Genomic DNA, 17,373 nt, shown 5'->3' with positions numbered 1-17,373 from the left:
AAGCCTTTGAATTGATGAAACAGACAGAATGAAAAAGTTGGATTATTTATTATTTCCCGGTTCTTCTATTTTGTAACATGCATTTCAGATACATTGATGAAGCAAAATAACAGACGGAGTGAAACGGGTTTGATATCGTATCAGGTAGTCATTATATTACACAGGAGGAATCACTCATGAATCACGATCAGACAAAACAACAGATCATCGATGCTTTTCAGTTCCGTCATGCGACAAAATCATTTGACCCGACTAAAAAAATACCGGCGGATGATTTTCAATTTATCCTCGAAACAGCCCGTCTTTCACCGAGTTCTTTCGGATACGAACCATGGAATCTGCTTGTCATTCAAAATGAAGCCGTTCGAAATGAGATTCGGGACGTCTCGTGGGGCGCACAAGGTCAATTGCCGACAGCGAGCCACTACGTCATCTTCCTGGCCCGGACAGGTGGACAGATGCAACCGGACGGGGCGCACGTGCAACATATGATGGATGTACTCGGTCTGTCGGATGAAGCAAAAGCCGGCCGGACAAAACGGTACGGTCTGTTCCTCGAAGAAGATTTCAAGATTGGGGATAATGAAAAGGCGATGACCGATTGGTCGGCGAAACAAGCTTATATCGCGCTCGGAAACATGATGTCGACAGCAGCGCAAATCGGCATCGACTCGTGTCCGATTGAAGGATTCGATCAGCAGGCAGTCGAACAGATTCTCGAACGGCACGGTGTGCTCGACCGGTCTGTTTTCACTGTACCGGTCATGGTCGCATTTGGCTACCGGGCGGATGAACCGAAACGGGCGAAGCAGCGCCGGTGCCTGGATGAAATCGTCACGTTCGTCGACTAAAAAAACAGTCGAATCTTTTCGAATTATATAGAAGTTTCTTTCAAAGTCCGGTATACTCGCATTTGTATGATTAAGAAGCGCCGTAAACGCCACTCGCATACGAACAACTTTTGTCTTGATGAAAGAAAGGGGTTCTATCGCAAATGGAACAAAAATTAAAGTTATGGTTCACGGAACACCAAACGGAAGATTACGGTATCACATTCCGTGTCAACCACGTTTATGAGAGCGAACAAACGGAGTTTCAACGCCTGGAGATGGTTGAGACGGACGAGTTCGGTACAATGTTGTTACTTGACGGAATGGTCATGACGACAGATCGTGATGAGTTTGTCTATCACGAAATGGTCGCACACGTTCCACTCTTCACACACCCGAATCCAAAATCGGTTCTGGTCGTTGGTGGAGGAGACGGTGGAGTCATCCGTGAAGTTTTGAAGCATCCATCTGTTGAGAAGGCGGTTCTTGTCGAAATCGACGGAAAAGTCATCGAATACTCGAAAAAATATTTACCAAACATCGCAGGTGGTCTTGATGACGCACGTGTTGAAGTCATCGTCGGAGACGGATTCATGCATATTGCAGAAGCTGTCAACGAATATGATGTCATCATGGTCGATTCAACGGAACCGGTCGGTCCGGCCGTCAACCTGTTCACAAAAGGATTCTACTCAGGAATCTCAAAAGCATTAAAAGAAGACGGTATTTTCGTCGCTCAGTCGGATAACCCATGGTTCACACCGGACTTAATCCGTGACGTCCAACGCGATGTCAAAGAGATTTTCCCGATCACAAAACTTTACATTGCCAACGTTCCGACGTATCCGAGCGGTCTGTGGACATTTACGATTGGATCGAAAAAACATGATCCACTCGAAGTCGCACCAGAGCGTTTCCACGATATCGAAACGAAATACTATACACCGGAACTTCACACAGCTGCATTCGCGCTACCGAAGTTCGTCAAAGATTTAACGATTTAATTAAACGTCAGGAGTGTTCCGTTTTCAGGGGCACTCCTTTCTATGACTGGAGGAATAATGATGCGATTTGATGAAGCTTACTCAGGTAAGGTATTTATCGCGAGTCAACCGACTCACGAAGATGCAAAAGGTGTGTTGTACGGTATGCCGATGGACTGGACGGTCAGTTTCCGTCCCGGTTCACGGTTTGGTCCGGCCCGAATCCGTGAAGTCTCACTCGGACTCGAAGAATACAGTCCGTATCTTGACGGCGATATCGCCGATGCAAAATTATTTGACGCCGGTGACATCCCGTTGCCGTTCGGTAATGCGCAAAAATCACTTGATATGATTGAAGAATACGTCGACTCGTTATTGACGGCAGGCAAGTTCCCGCTCGGAATGGGCGGCGAACACCTCGTTACATGGCCGGTCGTCAAAGCTTTTGATAAACATTACGAAGATTTTGTTGTGTTGCACTTTGATGCACATACGGATTTACGCGATTCGTATGAAGGCGAACCGTTGTCACACTCGACACCGCTTAAAAAGATTGCGAACTTAATTGGACCGGAAAACTGTTATTCATTCGGGATTCGTTCAGGGATGAAAGAAGAGTTTGAATGGGCGAAAACGTCCGGTTACAACCTGTTCAAATACGAAATCGTTGAACCGTTGAAAGCCGTTTTACCAAAGCTTGCTGGTAAAAAGGTCTACGTGACGATCGATATCGATGTCCTTGATCCGTCAGCGGCACCGGGAACGGGAACACAGGAAATCGGCGGCGTGACGACAAAGGAATTACTTGAAGTCGTCCATATGATTGCACGGGCTGATGTTGATGTCATCGGAGCCGATCTCGTAGAGGTTTGCCCGGCGTATGACCAGTCGGACATGACAGCAATTGCGGCTGCTAAAGTCTTGCGTGAAATGATGATTGGATTTATCAAGTAAAGAGGAAAAGGTCAGATCCGTTTTTGCGGAATCTGACCTTTTTGTTGTCAGACAGACAGTTCATACAAACCGCAGTTACCAAAACCGAACAGCAACAGTGCGGGTACACAGTAAAATGAATGTGATCATACGGAAGGAAATCATCTCATTTCGTCAGGAAACTTAATGTGTTTTCCCTGACAAAAAAGCACACTCAGATATTTACAGGTTCGAACGATTGCTTTAAGTTTAAGATGTCACCACAAACAAAATATTCTGAATGTAAAAGAAATGTTGGTTTGAGAGCGAAATACATCATGACATGAGAGGTGGAAAAAAGATGAAGAAACTCTTATCTTTCGTCACAGCTGCTCTGCTATTCGCACTATTTGTGCTCCCTGTAGGTGCAGCAGACGATGCAATGGTTCGTGTGATTCACGCTTCACCTGATGCTCCCGCAGTGGACATCGCCGTCGATGGAAAAAAAGCAGTCTCAGGAGCAGAGTTTAAAGCAGTCACAGATTATCTCACTCTCCCAGCCGGAGAACATAAAGTAGAAGTCTTCGCAGCCGGTACAACAAAAGATCCTGTACTTTCTCAAACACTCAACATCGAAGCCGGAAAATTCTATTCTGTAGCCGCAATCGGTAAATTGGCAGATATCAAACTTGCTGTCATGGAAGATAACGGCAAAGGCGAAGATGGAAAATCAATGGTCCGTGTCGCTCACTTTGCACCGGATGCACCAGCCGTTGATGTCGCACCAAAAGGTGGAGATCCGCTCTTCAGCGACCTCGAGTTCTCGAAAATCTCTGACTACGGTACACTGGATGCCGGTACGTATGATCTTGAAGTACGACCAGCAGGTGCAACGGATGTCGTTAAAGCACTCGACGGTATCAAACTCGACAGTGGTAAAAACTATACAGCACTCGCAATCGGACTCCTTGAAGGCGAACCGGCCTTTGACGTCCTCCTGATTCCGGACGGCGGTGAAATGGCAGCAATGCCGGACACTGGTCTCGGCGGAACAACTGAAAATTCTTCGATGGCAACAACTTGGGCACTCGTAGCACTTGCTGGAGCTGCACTTGTTGGGACAGCTTATGTCGTCCGTCGTAAACAAAACGCGTAATCTCTTATTATTTCTCACCGTGGTGCTTGCAGGGTGTGGAGGAGCAGAAGAGGCTTCTCCGCCGCGCTCTGAGGAACCGGCACCACCTGTCGTCGAATCACCGGCACCAAAGTCTGATTCAAAAGCAGAAGCCGTCGAAACATTCATACCGAACCGTTTAAAAATCCCGGCAATCGATGTGAATGCAAAGATTGAAGTCGTTGGAAAAGATGATCAGGGACGGATGGATGTTCCGAAGAAGACGGATCAAGTCGGTTGGTACCAATACGGGGCAAAAGCCAATCAGACCGGCAATGTCATTTTGGCAGGACATTTAGATGATACGGATGGTCCGGCTGTCTTTTATGACTTGGCAAAAGTGAAACGGGGACAACGGATTGAAGTAAGTTCTAAAACGGGAGAACAGGTTTCATACGTGGTGACGAACGTAATGTCTTATCCCGTTGACCAGGCACCTGTCGGATCCATTTTTGGTGCGACACTTGCACAACGTTTAACGTTAATCACCTGTGTCGGAACGTTTACCCAATCAAAAGGATACGATCAGCGATTGGTTGTGACCGCCGAACAGGAACAATAAACGAAGGGACCTTTCCGCTAACGGAGAGGTCCCTTCGTTTATTTCGTTTGCTCAAGCATTGACTTCAGAAGCGGCAACGAGATCTGTCGTTAAGGCAGACAATCCTTGGGTCGTCTGACTGATTCCTTGAATCGTTTGAACGATTTGGCTTAAGTCGTTTTTATTGCGACCGAACATCTCCAGATAGTTTTCCATTTCCTGTTTAACAGTATGGATACCGCTCTTCACTTGTTGAAGTTCGTTACGGGAAGCAGAATTTGACCGGGTGATGTCATCCATTTGGGAAACGAGTTCATTGATGTTCCCGTTATTTTTTTGAATCAACGTATTGATACTGCTGCTGAGTAATTTCGCATTTTCTGCCAAGTTACGGACTTCGATGGCGACGACAGAGAATCCTTTACCGTGTTCACCGGCACGAGCCGCTTCAATCGAAGCATTCAAGGCAAGTAAGTTCGTCTGATTGGCAATATCTTCGATGCCTTGTGTCATCTTGACGATTTCGTCTGATGTCGTTTTCAGTTGCTGGATACTTGTCAATGAAGTACTGACCTGTTCCGTTGCCTGTACAAACTGTTGCTCCATTTTATCCATTTTCGTCTCATTTTCTGACGTCAATCCGACCAGATTACGGCTTGTTTTTTCCGTTTGATCCGTTTCGGATAGGATTTGTGTCGCCCGGCGGCTCGTCTCGGAAATCGCTACTTCCGTCTGTTCGACGGTGCTTGCGACTTCCTGGCTGACACGGACGACGTCCTGCAACAGACGGCTTCGTGATTCGTTGGCTGCACTGACTTCATGCAAGCGGGCATCGACATACTGGCTTGTCACGATCTGCGCATCGAGATTCATCGCATGATTCAGTGCAAGAATCGCATTCGTCAACTGTGCCGGATCATGCTGGAAGTGTTCGACGATTTTCGGAATCAATAACGTATTAAATGCTGCGTAAGAAGCGATGAACCAGGTTACCGGGACGAAGTTACGGTTATGGGTTTTTCCCATCCGTGTCCGCATCGCCAGGAACTTATCATCCATGTTACCAGTCAATAAACTGCCGAAATAGTCGGCAAAGACTTTTTTCAGACGTTCACGTGTCGATGAATTTTGAGCGATTTGAACCATTTCAGGATGAAGAAGCAAATGATCAAGGACTTGCTCGAGCACTTCATCCAAAATGCTGTTGACGACAGGCGCCATTGCTTTTAGCGTTTGCAGATGTTCTTCCGTATAACCCATGTATTCCAGGCGTCCGGTTAAGGTCGGATCACTGGTTTTAGTAATTAGTCGTTTGTCTGGGAATCCGATTGTCGCCTGATAGGTCGACATCGATGATTTAGCTTTAAATGGATTGCGCACGATATGCCCCCGATTTTCTTGGAATTAAGATTTTTAATGTCTTATTTGTTATCGGCTGTTTTAAGAACTCTGATAATCGTTTTCTAAAGAATTTGTCAGATGTGAATAAAGTATTGACCTGAAATCAAAAAACTCATGATCAAGGACCATGAGTGGAATGACCGCTTCTGAAACGAAGGGTACCTGCTATATATGTCAAACGTTGATTTAAACCGGTTGATCTTCTTGGAAGGCTTTTTTGGCATCGACAATCGATCGCATCCGACTCACACAAGTTTGGACGAATTGAATGTCGATGGACGTAAAGCGGGTGACAGGTCCTTTGGCTGATTCAGCACTGAATGTGAAGGTTCCGAGATTCCAAAGTTCGATTTTAAATCGTTTTCCTTTGTTGTCATCGAAGTGTTCTACGAATTCGATTTTCGGTACCATACGAACCCCTCCTTGTAGAACCATTCCCGTTTTTTTCAAAATAAAAAAGCCAAACTGCATGTTTCGCGCAGTTTGACTAAAAAAATCAGGCAGTCGGAACGTCATAGCCGATTTCTTCAATCGCTTCGACAAGACGTTCAGTTGCGACGTCTTCATGTGTCACCGTAACATTGTTGTCTGCCAGTGAGACGGTTGCATTCGTTACACCGTTGAGTTCGTTTAACGCCGATTCGACGCTTGCTTTACAGTGATTGCACGTCATTCCGACGACAGTTAAAGTTGTTTCTTTCATGATTGGTTTCCTCCTTTGGATAGTGGAATACGTTTTAAGCGTAACGCATTTGTGACGACAGAGACAGAGCTGAATGCCATCGCGGCACCTGCAACCCAAGGGGCAAGCAGTCCGAGGCAGGCAATCGGAATCCCGATTGCATTATAACCGAGGGCGAAAAACAGGTTCTGCCGAATGTTCTTCATCGTTTGTTCGCTGAGCCGGATGGCTGTAATGACTTGCTGCAAATCATGTCCAAGTAACGTGACGTCTGCCGCTTCAAGTGCGACATCGGTCCCGCTGCCGAGAGCAATCCCGACATTTGCCGTCGCAAGAGCCGGTGCATCATTGATCCCGTCTCCGACCATCGCGACACGCTGTCCGTTTGCTTGAAGCGTTTTGATGTGATCGGCTTTTTCAATCGGCAAAACGTCGGAAAACACATGGCTGTGTGGTATCTGAAGCTCGGTCGCGAGTTGTAAGGCGACTTCGCGACGGTCTCCGGTCAGCAGATAAACCGCTTTTGTATGCTGAATCTCCTGAATGACCAGTTTGGTAGTCGGTTTCAGCTCATCCCGGATTGCATAACCTGCTTCAATCGTCCCGTTTACCGTGACATACACAACGGTTGCGCCGACAGATGTCCAGTCGGGCAGGGATAAGCCGTGTTCCTCCATCATCCGTGCCGACCCGACCATGATGTCCTGATTCATGATTGATCCCCGGACACCCCGTCCCGGATCGACTGTAAAGTGTTCGATGTCAAAGACGACATCGCGCTCTTCGGTAATGGCATGAGCCAGTGGATGTTCCGATTTTTTTTCAAGAGCCGCTGCAAAATCGAGTGCCTGTTCCTGTCCGAACGTCTCGGTCACGACCGGGCGGCCGATCGTCAATGTTCCGGTCTTATCAAAGACAACCGCATCCACGTGTTGTAACGACTCGAGTTGTGCTCCGCCTTTAAACAAAACACCGTGTTCTGCCCCTTTACCCGTCCCGACCATGATCGATGTCGGAGTCGCAAGACCGAGGGCACAGGGACAGGCAATAACGAGAACGGCAATTGCCGGACGGATCGCTTCAGCGAATGAACCGGTCGTCCACCACCAGACGGCAAGCGTCACGAGGGCGATGGCGACGACGATCGGGACGAAGATACCGGAAATCCGGTCGGCCTGACGCTGGATAGGGGCTTTTTCCGTTTGCGCTTGTTCGACGACACGGATGATGCTTGCGAGCATCGTCTCCTGACCGACTTTCGTCGCTTGAATCGTCAGGTGACCGTTCGTGTTCAAGGTCCCGCCGATCACAACATCCTCGATTCCTTTATGAGCCGGTAGCGGTTCTCCGGTCAACATCGATTCGTCGAGATAAGCATCACCGGCAGTGATGACACCGTCGACCGGAATTTTTTGACCGGGTTTAACGATCAACTGCATGCCGGGTTGAACCTGATCGAGTGAAACCGTCCGCTCGACGCCTTGCTCCAGGACGATGGCATCCGTCGCCTGCAAGGAAAGGAGGCTTTTGATGGCACCTGTTGTTTGTTGTTTGGCACGATCCTCAAGGACTTTTCCGAGCAGGACGAGCGTAATCAGAACAGCACTCGTCTCAAAGTAGAGATTCGGCATCACCGGGTGAATCATCATTTCGGCAACGGAATAGAAATAGGCTGCGGACGTTCCAAGTACGACCAGGACGTCCATGTTGGCACTCCCGCTCCGAAGACTTTTATAGGCACCGACATAGAAAGGGGCACCGATGATGAACTGGACCGGCGTCGCCAGGGCGAACTGCAGCCAGGGGTTCATGAGCCAAGGCAGATGGACCGGACTGTTCGGAATGTGGGAGACCATACTGAGCAGTAACGGCAGGGACAAGAAAGCGGCAATCCAAAAACGGTAGAGCATCCGGCGGTTTTGGACCTGTTCATGTGGTGTCGTCTTGATGGTGGCACCATATCCGATTTTTTTAATCTTATCTAAAATCAGTTGTTCATCCATCTCTTCCGGAACAGCAATCCGTGCTGTTTCGAGCGGCAGGTTGACGGTGGCTTCGACTCCGTCCATCCGGTTCAACACCTTTTCGATCCGGGCCGAACAGGCAGCACATGTCATGCCTTCGATATTCAGTTCCATCGTTTTCGACATTGAAATCCCTCCTTACTTCTTAAGACGGGCAATAACGGCCATCAGTTCATCAACGTAGACATCGGTATCCTGTTTGCCGGTCGCCGCATCGTGCATACACATTTTGACGTGACGTTCGATGACCTGCAACTCGACTTGGCGGAGCGCCGCTTGAATCGATGCGGTCTGGGTCAGGATATCGATACAATACCGGTCTTCTGCGACCATGTTGGCAATGCCGCGGACTTGGCCTTCAATTCGTTTTAATCGTTTCATCAAAGCGTCTTGTTCTTCCGGGGAACGGGGAACAAGGGGATGATCATGCGTCATGGGGAACACCTCTTTCTTGGCTGGTTGATACATCGAGTATATCATATAGGTATAGGGGGTACCAGTATAAAGATTGATATTCAAAAAAACCAAACGAAAAAGGCAACGGATTTGAAGTCCGTTGCCTTTTGTCGAATGTGCTGTTTTGTCAAAACAATGGTCGTTATTGATTGGAGACTTGCGGTTTAATGATTTGTTCATTCAATGACCGGTTACTGATGATGTCTTCCGCTTGTGTCGACCGTTTGATGAAGAACGACAGAACAAACGCGAGACCGGCGATGAACGTTGAGATGAAGAACGCATAGTTGATTCCGTCAAGCGTTGCCTGCATGATGATTTGTTGTTTCATCGCGGCAGCGGCTTCCGCTGTCGGTTGGCTCGTCATGTTTTTTGCTGCTTCTTGTGCAAGCTCCGTTCCGCGCGTTTTTGCGTGCGTCGACATGATCGTAACGAGCAGTGCCGTTCCAATCGCACCGGAAACTTGTTGCAACGTATTATTCATGGCCGTTCCGTGCGGATAGTAACGGGTCGGTAATTGATTGAGACCGTTCGTCGAGACCGGCATCATGACCATCGACATTCCGAACATCCGGAGTGAATAGAGGATGATCAAGTGTGTATAGGTCGTATCCATTTCGAGCTGACTGAAATAATAACTCGTGACGACAGTGATGAACAAGCCTGTGATGGCAAGCGGACGTCCGCCGATTTTATCAAACAATTTCCCGTTGATCGGTGACATGACCGCCATGAGGATTGCACCCGGCAGTAACATCAGACCGGCATCGAGCGGTGAAATTCCACGAATCGTCTGAACGTAAATCGGTAACAGCAACATACCGGAGAACATCGCAATCGTCACGACCATCGAGATGACGGACGATAAAGCAAACATCGGATAACGGTAAATTTTGAAGTTCAGCATCGGACGTTCCATTTTCAATTGACGCATGATAAACGTCACGAGTGCAACGACCCCGATGACTAACGCTAAAATGACTTGCAGGCTATCCCAGCCTTTTGAACCGGCCGAACTGAAACCATAGAGCAGACCCCCGAATCCGAAGGACGACAAGACGACGGACATAAAGTCGAGTTTGGCGTTGGACCGTTCTTTGACGTCACGAAGCAAGACGAATCCGGCAACGAGGACAAGCAAGGCGATTGGTGTAATGAAGTGGAACAGCATCCGCCAATCGTAATGTTCGATGATCCAACCGGAAAGGGTCGGACCGATTGCAGGAGCTCCCATCATGATGAGCCCAAAGAAGCCCATCGCCGTTCCGCGTTTTTCAATCGGGAAGCTGACGAGCATGACGTTCATCAGAAGCGGCATCATGATTGCGGATCCGGAAGCCTGGACCATCCGTCCGGCAAGCAGGACCGGGAAAGCATCCGCGAAGCCGGCAAGAATCGTACCGGCAGAGAACAGCGTCATCGCGAGCAGGAACAGACGACGGACTGAGAATTTTTGAATCAGGAAAGCAGAGGTCGGGATCAAAATCCCGTTGACGAGCATGAAACCGGTCGATAACCACTGGACCGTTGACGTTTCAATCTCAAGATCCTTCATGATGGAAGGTAAGGCAATGTTCAGTAATGTGTTATTTAAAAAAGCAATAAAGGCACCGATCATCAATACAGCAAGGATGCCGTAAGGGGGACGAGCGGTAGCAGATTTTTCGTGTGACATGGTTTTCCTCCTTAATGAACTAACAGTACACAATTCTATACGGTCGTTATATCTGTTGTCTATCTTAAGCTGAATTAGCTTGAATTACAAATATTAATAGCTAAGAAAGGTAATTTTATTTGTTATGAAGAAGACGGGCTGTAATGGAATAGGAAATCATCAAAAAAACGTGCGCCTTTTCCTGTTAGGAAGCAACAGGGAAAGGCGCACGCTTAGAAATACCGGGACAATCATCCGACGTGCGTGTGTAAGGCATCTGTCGTGATGTCATAATGAGAGGTCGTAAAGACTGCTTTTCCGTCTTGAATGAACAAGACTTGCGGTGATTCATGCCGGACGTTGTACTGTTCTGCGATGTGATTCGATAATGTCCGTGCTTCCTGAATCAATAAATAAGCAGTCGGAATTTCTGTCGTATCCGCATATTTCATGTAGGCGGAAAAACCGGCTGAACTGATCGGACAGGTCGTGCTGTGTTTACAAATCACGAAGGTTGCATGTTCGGAAACGAATTGATCAAAGTCGGAAATCGATTGTAATTTTCTGAGTTGTGTCATTTTTATCAGCCTCCATAAGTCCGTAAACGGTCACTTAACTTCAGATTTTCCCTGTAATCGACCGGACAGTCAATTAAAACGGGTCCGTCACTCAGAAAAGCCTGTTCGAGGCAACTGGACAGGGTGCCATGTTCTCCGACACGCAGACCAAGTGCGCCGAAGGCGACCGCCAGTTTGACGAGATCCGGATTGTCGAATTCGATATAAGGTGCACGACCATAGGCTTGCTGTTGTTTCCATTCAATCAGTCCGTATGTGCCGTCGCGCCAGATGATGACGACGATCGGTAACTTCAACCGAACCGCAGTCTCAAGATCCTGACCATTCATTAAGAAGGCTCCGTCACCTGAAGCACAGAGGACACGTTGATCCGGATGCAACAGTTTAGCGGCAATTGCACTCGACAAGCCGTATCCCATCGAAGAAAAGCCGTTCGAGATAAACAATTGATTCGGGCGTGTCGTCTGAAAATGCCGTCCGAGCCATACTTTATGGGCTCCGACGTCTGAAAAAATCATCCCGTCCTCGCCGGTTGCCTGTTCGAGCTCACGCACGATGCTTTGAGGATGCAACGGAAGGGCAAGGGAATACGTCGACCGGATTTCCTGACGCAGCCGGTCGCGGTCCTGTTGCCATCCGGTCCAGGAACGGTTCGGAATACTTTCCGAGAGCAGGTGCAGAATGTCAGGCAACGAACCGATCAGATTCGCGACGACAGGATAGAACTGATCGATTTCATGTGGATTCGTATCGATATGCAACACAGGTGTCTGATTCGGATTCCACTTCGAGGGCGGCAACTCTGTAATATCGTAGCCGACAGCGATAATCAAATCACTTTGATCCAGAATCCGTTGGTTATAATCGGCATTCGGTAAGCCGATCGTGTGGGCTGCGAGCTCATGAAAAGACGAAATCGATCCCTTTCCCATCATCGTCTCGACGACAGGAGCGCCTAACCGCTCGAAGAAAGCCTGAAAAGCATCCGTCGCGCCACTTCGGTTGATACCGAAGCCGGCAATCACGACCGGCCGTTCTGCTTGTTCGATTTGTAACAGGACATCACTGTCCGTAACCGATGTCGGATGCAGGAAGGTCGGAGTACTGTCGCGTAAAATCGGTGTTTTGGCATCAACATCGGCTTTGGCGATGTCTTCCGGGAACGAGAGGTGTGTCGCACCGGGTTTTTCGGAAACCGCCTTCGCAAAGGCTTGGCGAACGACTTCTGAAATGATGTCTCCCGACACGATCGATGTACTTGCTTTCGTGATTGGCCGATACATCTCGACTAAATCAAACATTTGATGGGACGCTTTATGTTGGCGCCACGTCGCACCTTGCCCGGTAATGGCGACGACCGGCGAGTGATCCATCGTCGCGCTGGCGATTCCCGTCATCATGTTGGTCGCTCCGGGACCAAGGGTCGACAGACAAACGCCGGGGCGTCCGCTCAACCGGCCGAACATTGAGGCCATGAAGGCAGCGTTCGTCTCATGACGTGTCGTGATGAACGTGATATCTGATTTGCTGATTGCTTCAAGTAAGGTGATGTTCTCTTCACCGGGAACGCCGAAAATGTGCGTGACCCCCTCGGCTTCGAGACACTGGACGAATCGTTCGGCCGCGTTCATTGGTCGAGTCCGCCAATTGATACATACTTCGTCTCGAGGTAGGCTTCAAGACCTTCCGATCCGCCTTCACGACCGACACCGGATTGTTTCATACCGCCGAACGGTGCTTGTGCAGCTGAAGGCACCCCGTCATTCCATCCGACAATCCCGTAATCGAGATGCTCAATGGCTTTAAAAGCGCGGGCATAATTGTTCGTAAAGACGTAAGATGCAAGACCAAACGGCGTTTGGTTGGCATAATGGACAGCTTCTTCATCCGAACTGACGCGCTGGACAGGTGCGACCGGACCGAATGTCTCTTCATTCATGATCAGCATCTGTGGCGTGACGTCCGCAAGAACGGTTGCCTCATAATAGTAGACTTCGTTGTCATCGTCGGTTTGTCCTGATCCGCCGGTGACAACGCGGGCACCCGCCGATGTCGCATCATCAACATGTTTTTTGACCTTATCGTAACCGGATTTATTAATCATCGGACCGATTTTCGTTTCGCTGTCGAGCCCGTTCCCGGTTTTCAACTTGGCTGTCTCCTGACCGAGCTTTTCGACGAACGCATCATAGATGGAATCCGATACGTAGATACGATTTCCGCAGACACACGTCTGTCCGCCGTTGCGGAACTTCGATTTAATCGTTTCTCGGACGGCAAGATCGATGTCGCAATCGTCAAAGACAAGAATCGGAGCATGACCGCCAAGTTCGAGTGACATGGCTTTGATGGTTTCTGCACCTTGTGCCATCAGCGTCCGACCGACTTCCGTCGACCCGGTGAACGTAATTTTAGCGACATGTGGATGGGTGGCGAGAGATTCACCCAGGTCTTTTCCGCTTCCGGTCACGGCATTGACGACACCGTCCGGAATCCCGACTTCCTGACAAAGTTCAAGCAGCCGGAGCGCTGTCAATGGAGTAGCCGTTGGTGGTTTTAAGACGAACGTACAGCCTGCGATGAGCGCCGGTGCCAGTTTCCGGGTAATCATCGCAGCCGGGAAGTTCCATGGGGTAATCGCAGCGACGACCCCGACCGGTTGTTTGATGACGTGGAGGCGTTTAGTGGCATCATGTGTCGGGATGATCCGCCCATATGCCCGTTTTCCTTCTTCCGCGAACCATTTGACGAAGTTTGCCGCATATTCGACTTCACCTTCCGACTCCGCAAGCGGTTTTCCCATCTCAAGTGTCATTAAGCGGGCCAATTCGTCTTTTTTCTCAAGCATCTTGGCATACAGTTTTTCAAGAAGGGCTGCCCGTTCATAAACGGTTCGCTTCGACCACTCCGGAAAAGCTTTATGAGCCGCTTCAACCGCATCGTTGACATCGGATTTTGTTCCGTTCGGTACACTGCCGACAACTTCCCCAGTCGCCGGATTTTTGACATCCGTCCGTTCACGTCCCTGGTCGAGCCATTGTCCATTGATCAAAAACTGTCCCTTCATAATTACAAAATCCCCCTTTTTAATTCGCATTGTTAAGGATATACCCGAAGATCGAAAAAAAGATTCACTTTTCCGAAAAAGGTTGTGCAAAAGGCTAGAAATTGACCGATAAACAGTGTAGGATAATTCAGTAAATGTAATGTATTTTTTCAATAACAATTCGTAAACAATTAAAATTTAGACATGTATGTGAAGTGCTGGAGAATGTCTCGAATCATTGACATTCCAAACAGGTTTGATAAGATAAATACAGGGTAATTGCGCAATCGGTTGCGCTTAAATGAAATCTACCGAGAAACGATATAAAATATCAAGGATTACTATAAAAAAACGGACAACAAAGACTGAAATACGAGAGGATTTATCCATAATGACACAAATGATACCGCGCCCTGAAACGGCACAAAAAACACTTACACGAGCTTGGTGGAAAGAAGCCGTCGCTTACCAAATCTATCCACGCAGCTTTTATGATGCAAACAATGATGGAATCGGCGATATCCCGGGTATCATCGCAAAATTGGATTATCTGAAAGATCTCGGAGTCGATGTATTATGGATTTGTCCGATGTTCAAATCACCAAATGATGACAACGGATATGACATCAGTGATTACGAAGACATCATGGACGAATTCGGAACAATGGCCGATTTTGATTTATTAATGGAAGAAGCACATAAACGTGATATCAAAGTCTTGCTTGATTTGGTCGTCAACCACACGTCGGATGAACATCCATGGTTCATGGAGTCGCGTTCGTCAAAAGATAATGACAAACGGGATTGGTATATCTGGAAAGATGCCGTCAACGGCGGCGAACCGAATAACTGGGAAAGTATCTTCGGCGGTTCGGCTTGGGAATACGATGAAAAGACCGAGCAGTATTTCCTGCACGTCTTCTCACGTCGTCAGCCAGATTTGAACTGGCGCAATAAAGACATGCGCCAAGCGGTCTACACGATGATCAACTGGTGGCTGGACAAAGGGGTCGATGGGTTCCGGATTGATGCCATCAGCCACATTAATAAAGATCAGTCATACGCAGATCTTCCGAATCCACTCGGCATGCCGCACGTGCCATCGTTTGAGATGCACATGAATGTCGAAGGGATTCACGAATATCTCGAAGAATTAAAAAACGAGACGTTCTCAAAATACGACATCATGACAGTCGGTGAAGCGAACGGTGTAACGCCGGAAGAAGCAGATCTTTGGGTCGGAGAAGAAAACGGCAAGATGAACATGGTCTTCCAGTTTGAACACATGGACCTGTGGCGGGCAGATGCCGAAAAAGGCGTCGACGTTGTTAAACTGAAACAAGTTTTGACGAAATGGCAAAAAGGACTTGAAGAAACAGGCTGGAACGCGCTGTATCTTGAAAACCACGATAAGGTCCGCTCCGTCTCCCTTTGGGGTGATGAAGGACAATACTGGAAACAAAGCGCGAAGTCACTTGCGATGATGTATTTCTTCATGCAAGGAACACCGTTCATCTATCAAGGACAAGAAATCGGGATGACGAACGTCCAGTTCCCGGATATCTCCGACTACGATGATGTCGCGACGAAAAACATGTACGAGATGCAGCTCGCGTCAGGGAAAACACACGAAGAGATCATGGAAGTCATCTGGAACTCGTCGCGTGATAACTCCCGGACACCAATGCAGTGGACAAATGAACAAAACGGCGGTTTCTCGGAACAATCGCCATGGTTCGGTGTCAATCCGAACTTTGCCGACATCAACGTGGCGTCTCAGCAAGCCGATGAGGATTCGATTCTGAACTTCTATAAACGGATGATTCAAATCCGGAAGATGGAAGAAACATTGATTTACGGAGAATACGATCTCATTCTTCCGGAAGATACAAAAGTCTATGGTTACACGCGGACGCTCGGAAACGAACAGTTCCTGATTGTGACGAACCTGAAAGACGAAGTGGCGGAAGTCGACACCGACATCATCCTCCATTCGGATAACATCATGCTTGCGAACTATGAGACAACGTATCATGAAGGAACCGAACTCACGCTTCAACCTTTTGAAGCACGCCTGTACCGCGTACGTTAAAATTAATGGATCAACTCAAAAAGGAATCACTTTTTCCTTCACGTATTCTCCTGCAGGGGGCGTGAAGCGGGTGATTCCTTTTGCTGTTGCGAAAAAAGAAATCAAGAAGATGCAGGGCGAAAGAAAATCGTGTACGCTAGACGATGAGGTGATAGAAGTGAAACCAGTACGTTACCCGGTCCGCCTGCGGCAAGTGACATCGATTCAGGATGACGCGATGCGGGAGTCCGTTGAATTAGAAGCAGAAGGGACCTTGTTTGAAACAAAAGACGGGTTTGCCCTGAAGTTCATGCAAGAAGAGGAACAACCGATTGATACAACTATTAAATGGTCGCACGATCAGGTTGCCCTGAACCGGAAAGGTCCGGTTTCGATGCACCACGTCTTTATCTTGGGTCAAAAAACCAAAAGCGGTTATGAGAGCCAGTTTGGTCAGATGGTGATGGAGACGGAAACGGCGACAATTGAAATGACAGAACAACGGATGCAATTCCAGTACGATCTGATGATGAATCATCAGCCGGTCGGTCTGTATACGATTGAATTAACTTGGGAACGGAGTGAAACACATGGCATTTGAACAAACGGTTAAAGAAATGGAACAGATGCTCGAAGAAGATTGGTTCGAGTGGCTCGAGAATGACGAGCCGAAGTACAACGAATGGCGCGATCAACTCGAAGCACTGGCAGAACAGGTCATGACGGAATACAATTCAAAGGTCGATTCTGACGCGATTGATTCGTTGCTGTTGATCAACGAAGATTTACCGGTACTGTACGGAGAAGATACGGTCATGCTCTACACAGCGTTACTTCATGCCCGCAAGGAAGATGATTCCGTCTACGAACGTTACCTGACGATTTTAGGGGCGTTCTCGGAAGAAAATCATCCGGCCCTCCGTGAAGTTGAACAGGCTGTGTCGAAAAAAGATTATAAAACAGCGTATGCGCGTGCCGTCAAATTACCGCAATCGCTTGGATTAGAATAAGTACGTACCAA

General features: G+C 48.1%; 17 protein-coding genes. 8 read left to right on the top strand and 9 right to left on the bottom strand.

The features are described from left to right. Nucleotides 1-176: 176 nt before the first annotated feature. From DVG79_RS13210 to DVG79_RS13190, 5 genes are all read left to right on the top strand, one after another. Entirely contained in the window at nt 177-851 is a 675-nt protein-coding gene (locus tag DVG79_RS13210; protein ID WP_114597143.1) for an NAD(P)H-dependent oxidoreductase, read from the top strand. Between the two features lie 143 nt (nt 852-994). Then, nucleotides 995-1,834, top strand: a complete 840-nt coding sequence (gene speE, locus DVG79_RS13205; RefSeq protein WP_114597142.1) for a polyamine aminopropyltransferase — start codon at nt 995-997, stop codon at nt 1,832-1,834. A gap of 60 nt (nt 1,835-1,894) precedes the next feature. Further along, a complete protein-coding gene (gene speB / locus DVG79_RS13200; protein WP_012369162.1) occupies nt 1,895-2,767 on the top strand; it encodes an agmatinase in 873 nt (290 codons plus the stop codon). A 319-nt stretch (nt 2,768-3,086) separates the two neighbouring features. Beyond that, on the top strand, nt 3,087-3,881 hold the full coding sequence (locus DVG79_RS13195) for a DUF4397 domain-containing protein (RefSeq protein ID WP_114597141.1): 795 nt from the start codon (nt 3,087-3,089) through the stop codon (nt 3,879-3,881). After that, a complete protein-coding gene (locus DVG79_RS13190) occupies nt 3,841-4,461 on the top strand; it encodes a class F sortase (RefSeq protein WP_233494608.1) in 621 nt (206 codons plus the stop codon). The genes DVG79_RS13195 and DVG79_RS13190 overlap by 41 nt, the downstream gene beginning before the upstream one ends. A gap of 51 nt (nt 4,462-4,512) precedes the next feature. On the opposite strand, the gene DVG79_RS13185 is transcribed toward DVG79_RS13190, so the two are convergent. From DVG79_RS13185 to DVG79_RS13145, 9 genes are all read right to left on the bottom strand, one after another. After that, nucleotides 4,513-5,820: a globin-coupled sensor protein gene (locus DVG79_RS13185; RefSeq protein ID WP_114597140.1), complete on the bottom strand. Its 1,308-nt coding sequence runs from the start codon at nt 5,818-5,820 to the stop codon at nt 4,513-4,515. A gap of 207 nt (nt 5,821-6,027) precedes the next feature. Beyond that, entirely contained in the window at nt 6,028-6,252 is a 225-nt protein-coding gene (locus tag DVG79_RS13180) for a hypothetical protein (protein ID WP_026829487.1), read from the bottom strand. Nucleotides 6,253-6,337: 85 nt separating this feature from the next. Next, the gene (locus DVG79_RS13175) at nt 6,338-6,544 is read right to left on the bottom strand and encodes a cation transporter (RefSeq protein ID WP_114597139.1); all 207 of its coding nucleotides are present in this window, start codon (nt 6,542-6,544) and stop codon (nt 6,338-6,340) included. Next, nucleotides 6,541-8,673: a heavy metal translocating P-type ATPase gene (locus DVG79_RS13170; RefSeq protein WP_114597138.1), complete on the bottom strand. Its 2,133-nt coding sequence runs from the start codon at nt 8,671-8,673 to the stop codon at nt 6,541-6,543. Before DVG79_RS13170 ends, DVG79_RS13175 begins: the two co-directional genes overlap by 4 nt. A gap of 12 nt (nt 8,674-8,685) precedes the next feature. Further along, on the bottom strand, nt 8,686-8,982 hold the full coding sequence (locus tag DVG79_RS13165; RefSeq protein WP_012369170.1) for a metal-sensitive transcriptional regulator: 297 nt from the start codon (nt 8,980-8,982) through the stop codon (nt 8,686-8,688). Nucleotides 8,983-9,145: 163 nt separating this feature from the next. Beyond that, on the bottom strand, nt 9,146-10,678 hold the full coding sequence (locus DVG79_RS13160) for a DHA2 family efflux MFS transporter permease subunit (protein WP_114597137.1): 1,533 nt from the start codon (nt 10,676-10,678) through the stop codon (nt 9,146-9,148). 230 nt (nt 10,679-10,908) lie between these two features. Next, the gene (gene ytxJ, locus DVG79_RS13155; RefSeq protein ID WP_114597136.1) at nt 10,909-11,235 is read right to left on the bottom strand and encodes a bacillithiol system redox-active protein YtxJ; all 327 of its coding nucleotides are present in this window, start codon (nt 11,233-11,235) and stop codon (nt 10,909-10,911) included. Between the two features lie 5 nt (nt 11,236-11,240). After that, nucleotides 11,241-12,866: an acetolactate synthase large subunit gene (locus DVG79_RS13150; protein WP_114597135.1), complete on the bottom strand. Its 1,626-nt coding sequence runs from the start codon at nt 12,864-12,866 to the stop codon at nt 11,241-11,243. Beyond that, on the bottom strand, nt 12,863-14,302 hold the full coding sequence (locus DVG79_RS13145; protein ID WP_114597134.1) for an NAD-dependent succinate-semialdehyde dehydrogenase: 1,440 nt from the start codon (nt 14,300-14,302) through the stop codon (nt 12,863-12,865). Before DVG79_RS13145 ends, DVG79_RS13150 begins: the two co-directional genes overlap by 4 nt. A gap of 370 nt (nt 14,303-14,672) precedes the next feature. Between DVG79_RS13145 and DVG79_RS13140 the strand changes: the two genes are divergently transcribed. The 3 genes from DVG79_RS13140 to DVG79_RS13130 all read left to right on the top strand — a co-directional run bounded on the left by DVG79_RS13140 (nt 14,673) and on the right by DVG79_RS13130 (nt 17,362). Continuing rightward, complete coding sequence (locus tag DVG79_RS13140) at nt 14,673-16,373, top strand: glycoside hydrolase family 13 protein (RefSeq protein ID WP_114597133.1); 1,701 nt, start codon at nt 14,673-14,675, stop codon at nt 16,371-16,373. Between the two features lie 70 nt (nt 16,374-16,443). Continuing rightward, nucleotides 16,444-16,953: a YwiB family protein gene (locus DVG79_RS13135; RefSeq protein ID WP_233494607.1), complete on the top strand. Its 510-nt coding sequence runs from the start codon at nt 16,444-16,446 to the stop codon at nt 16,951-16,953. Beyond that, nucleotides 16,943-17,362: a hypothetical protein gene (locus DVG79_RS13130; protein ID WP_012369178.1), complete on the top strand. Its 420-nt coding sequence runs from the start codon at nt 16,943-16,945 to the stop codon at nt 17,360-17,362. The genes DVG79_RS13135 and DVG79_RS13130 overlap by 11 nt, the downstream gene beginning before the upstream one ends. The last annotated feature ends 11 nt before the right edge of the window (nt 17,363-17,373 follow it).

The sequence above is a fragment of the Exiguobacterium sp. RIT594 genome, from assembly GCF_003339585.1.
Classification (GTDB): domain Bacteria; phylum Bacillota; class Bacilli; order Exiguobacteriales; family Exiguobacteriaceae; genus Exiguobacterium_A.
Note: the sequence above shows the minus strand (reverse complement) of the source record. Positions and strands in the feature narration are given on the sequence as shown.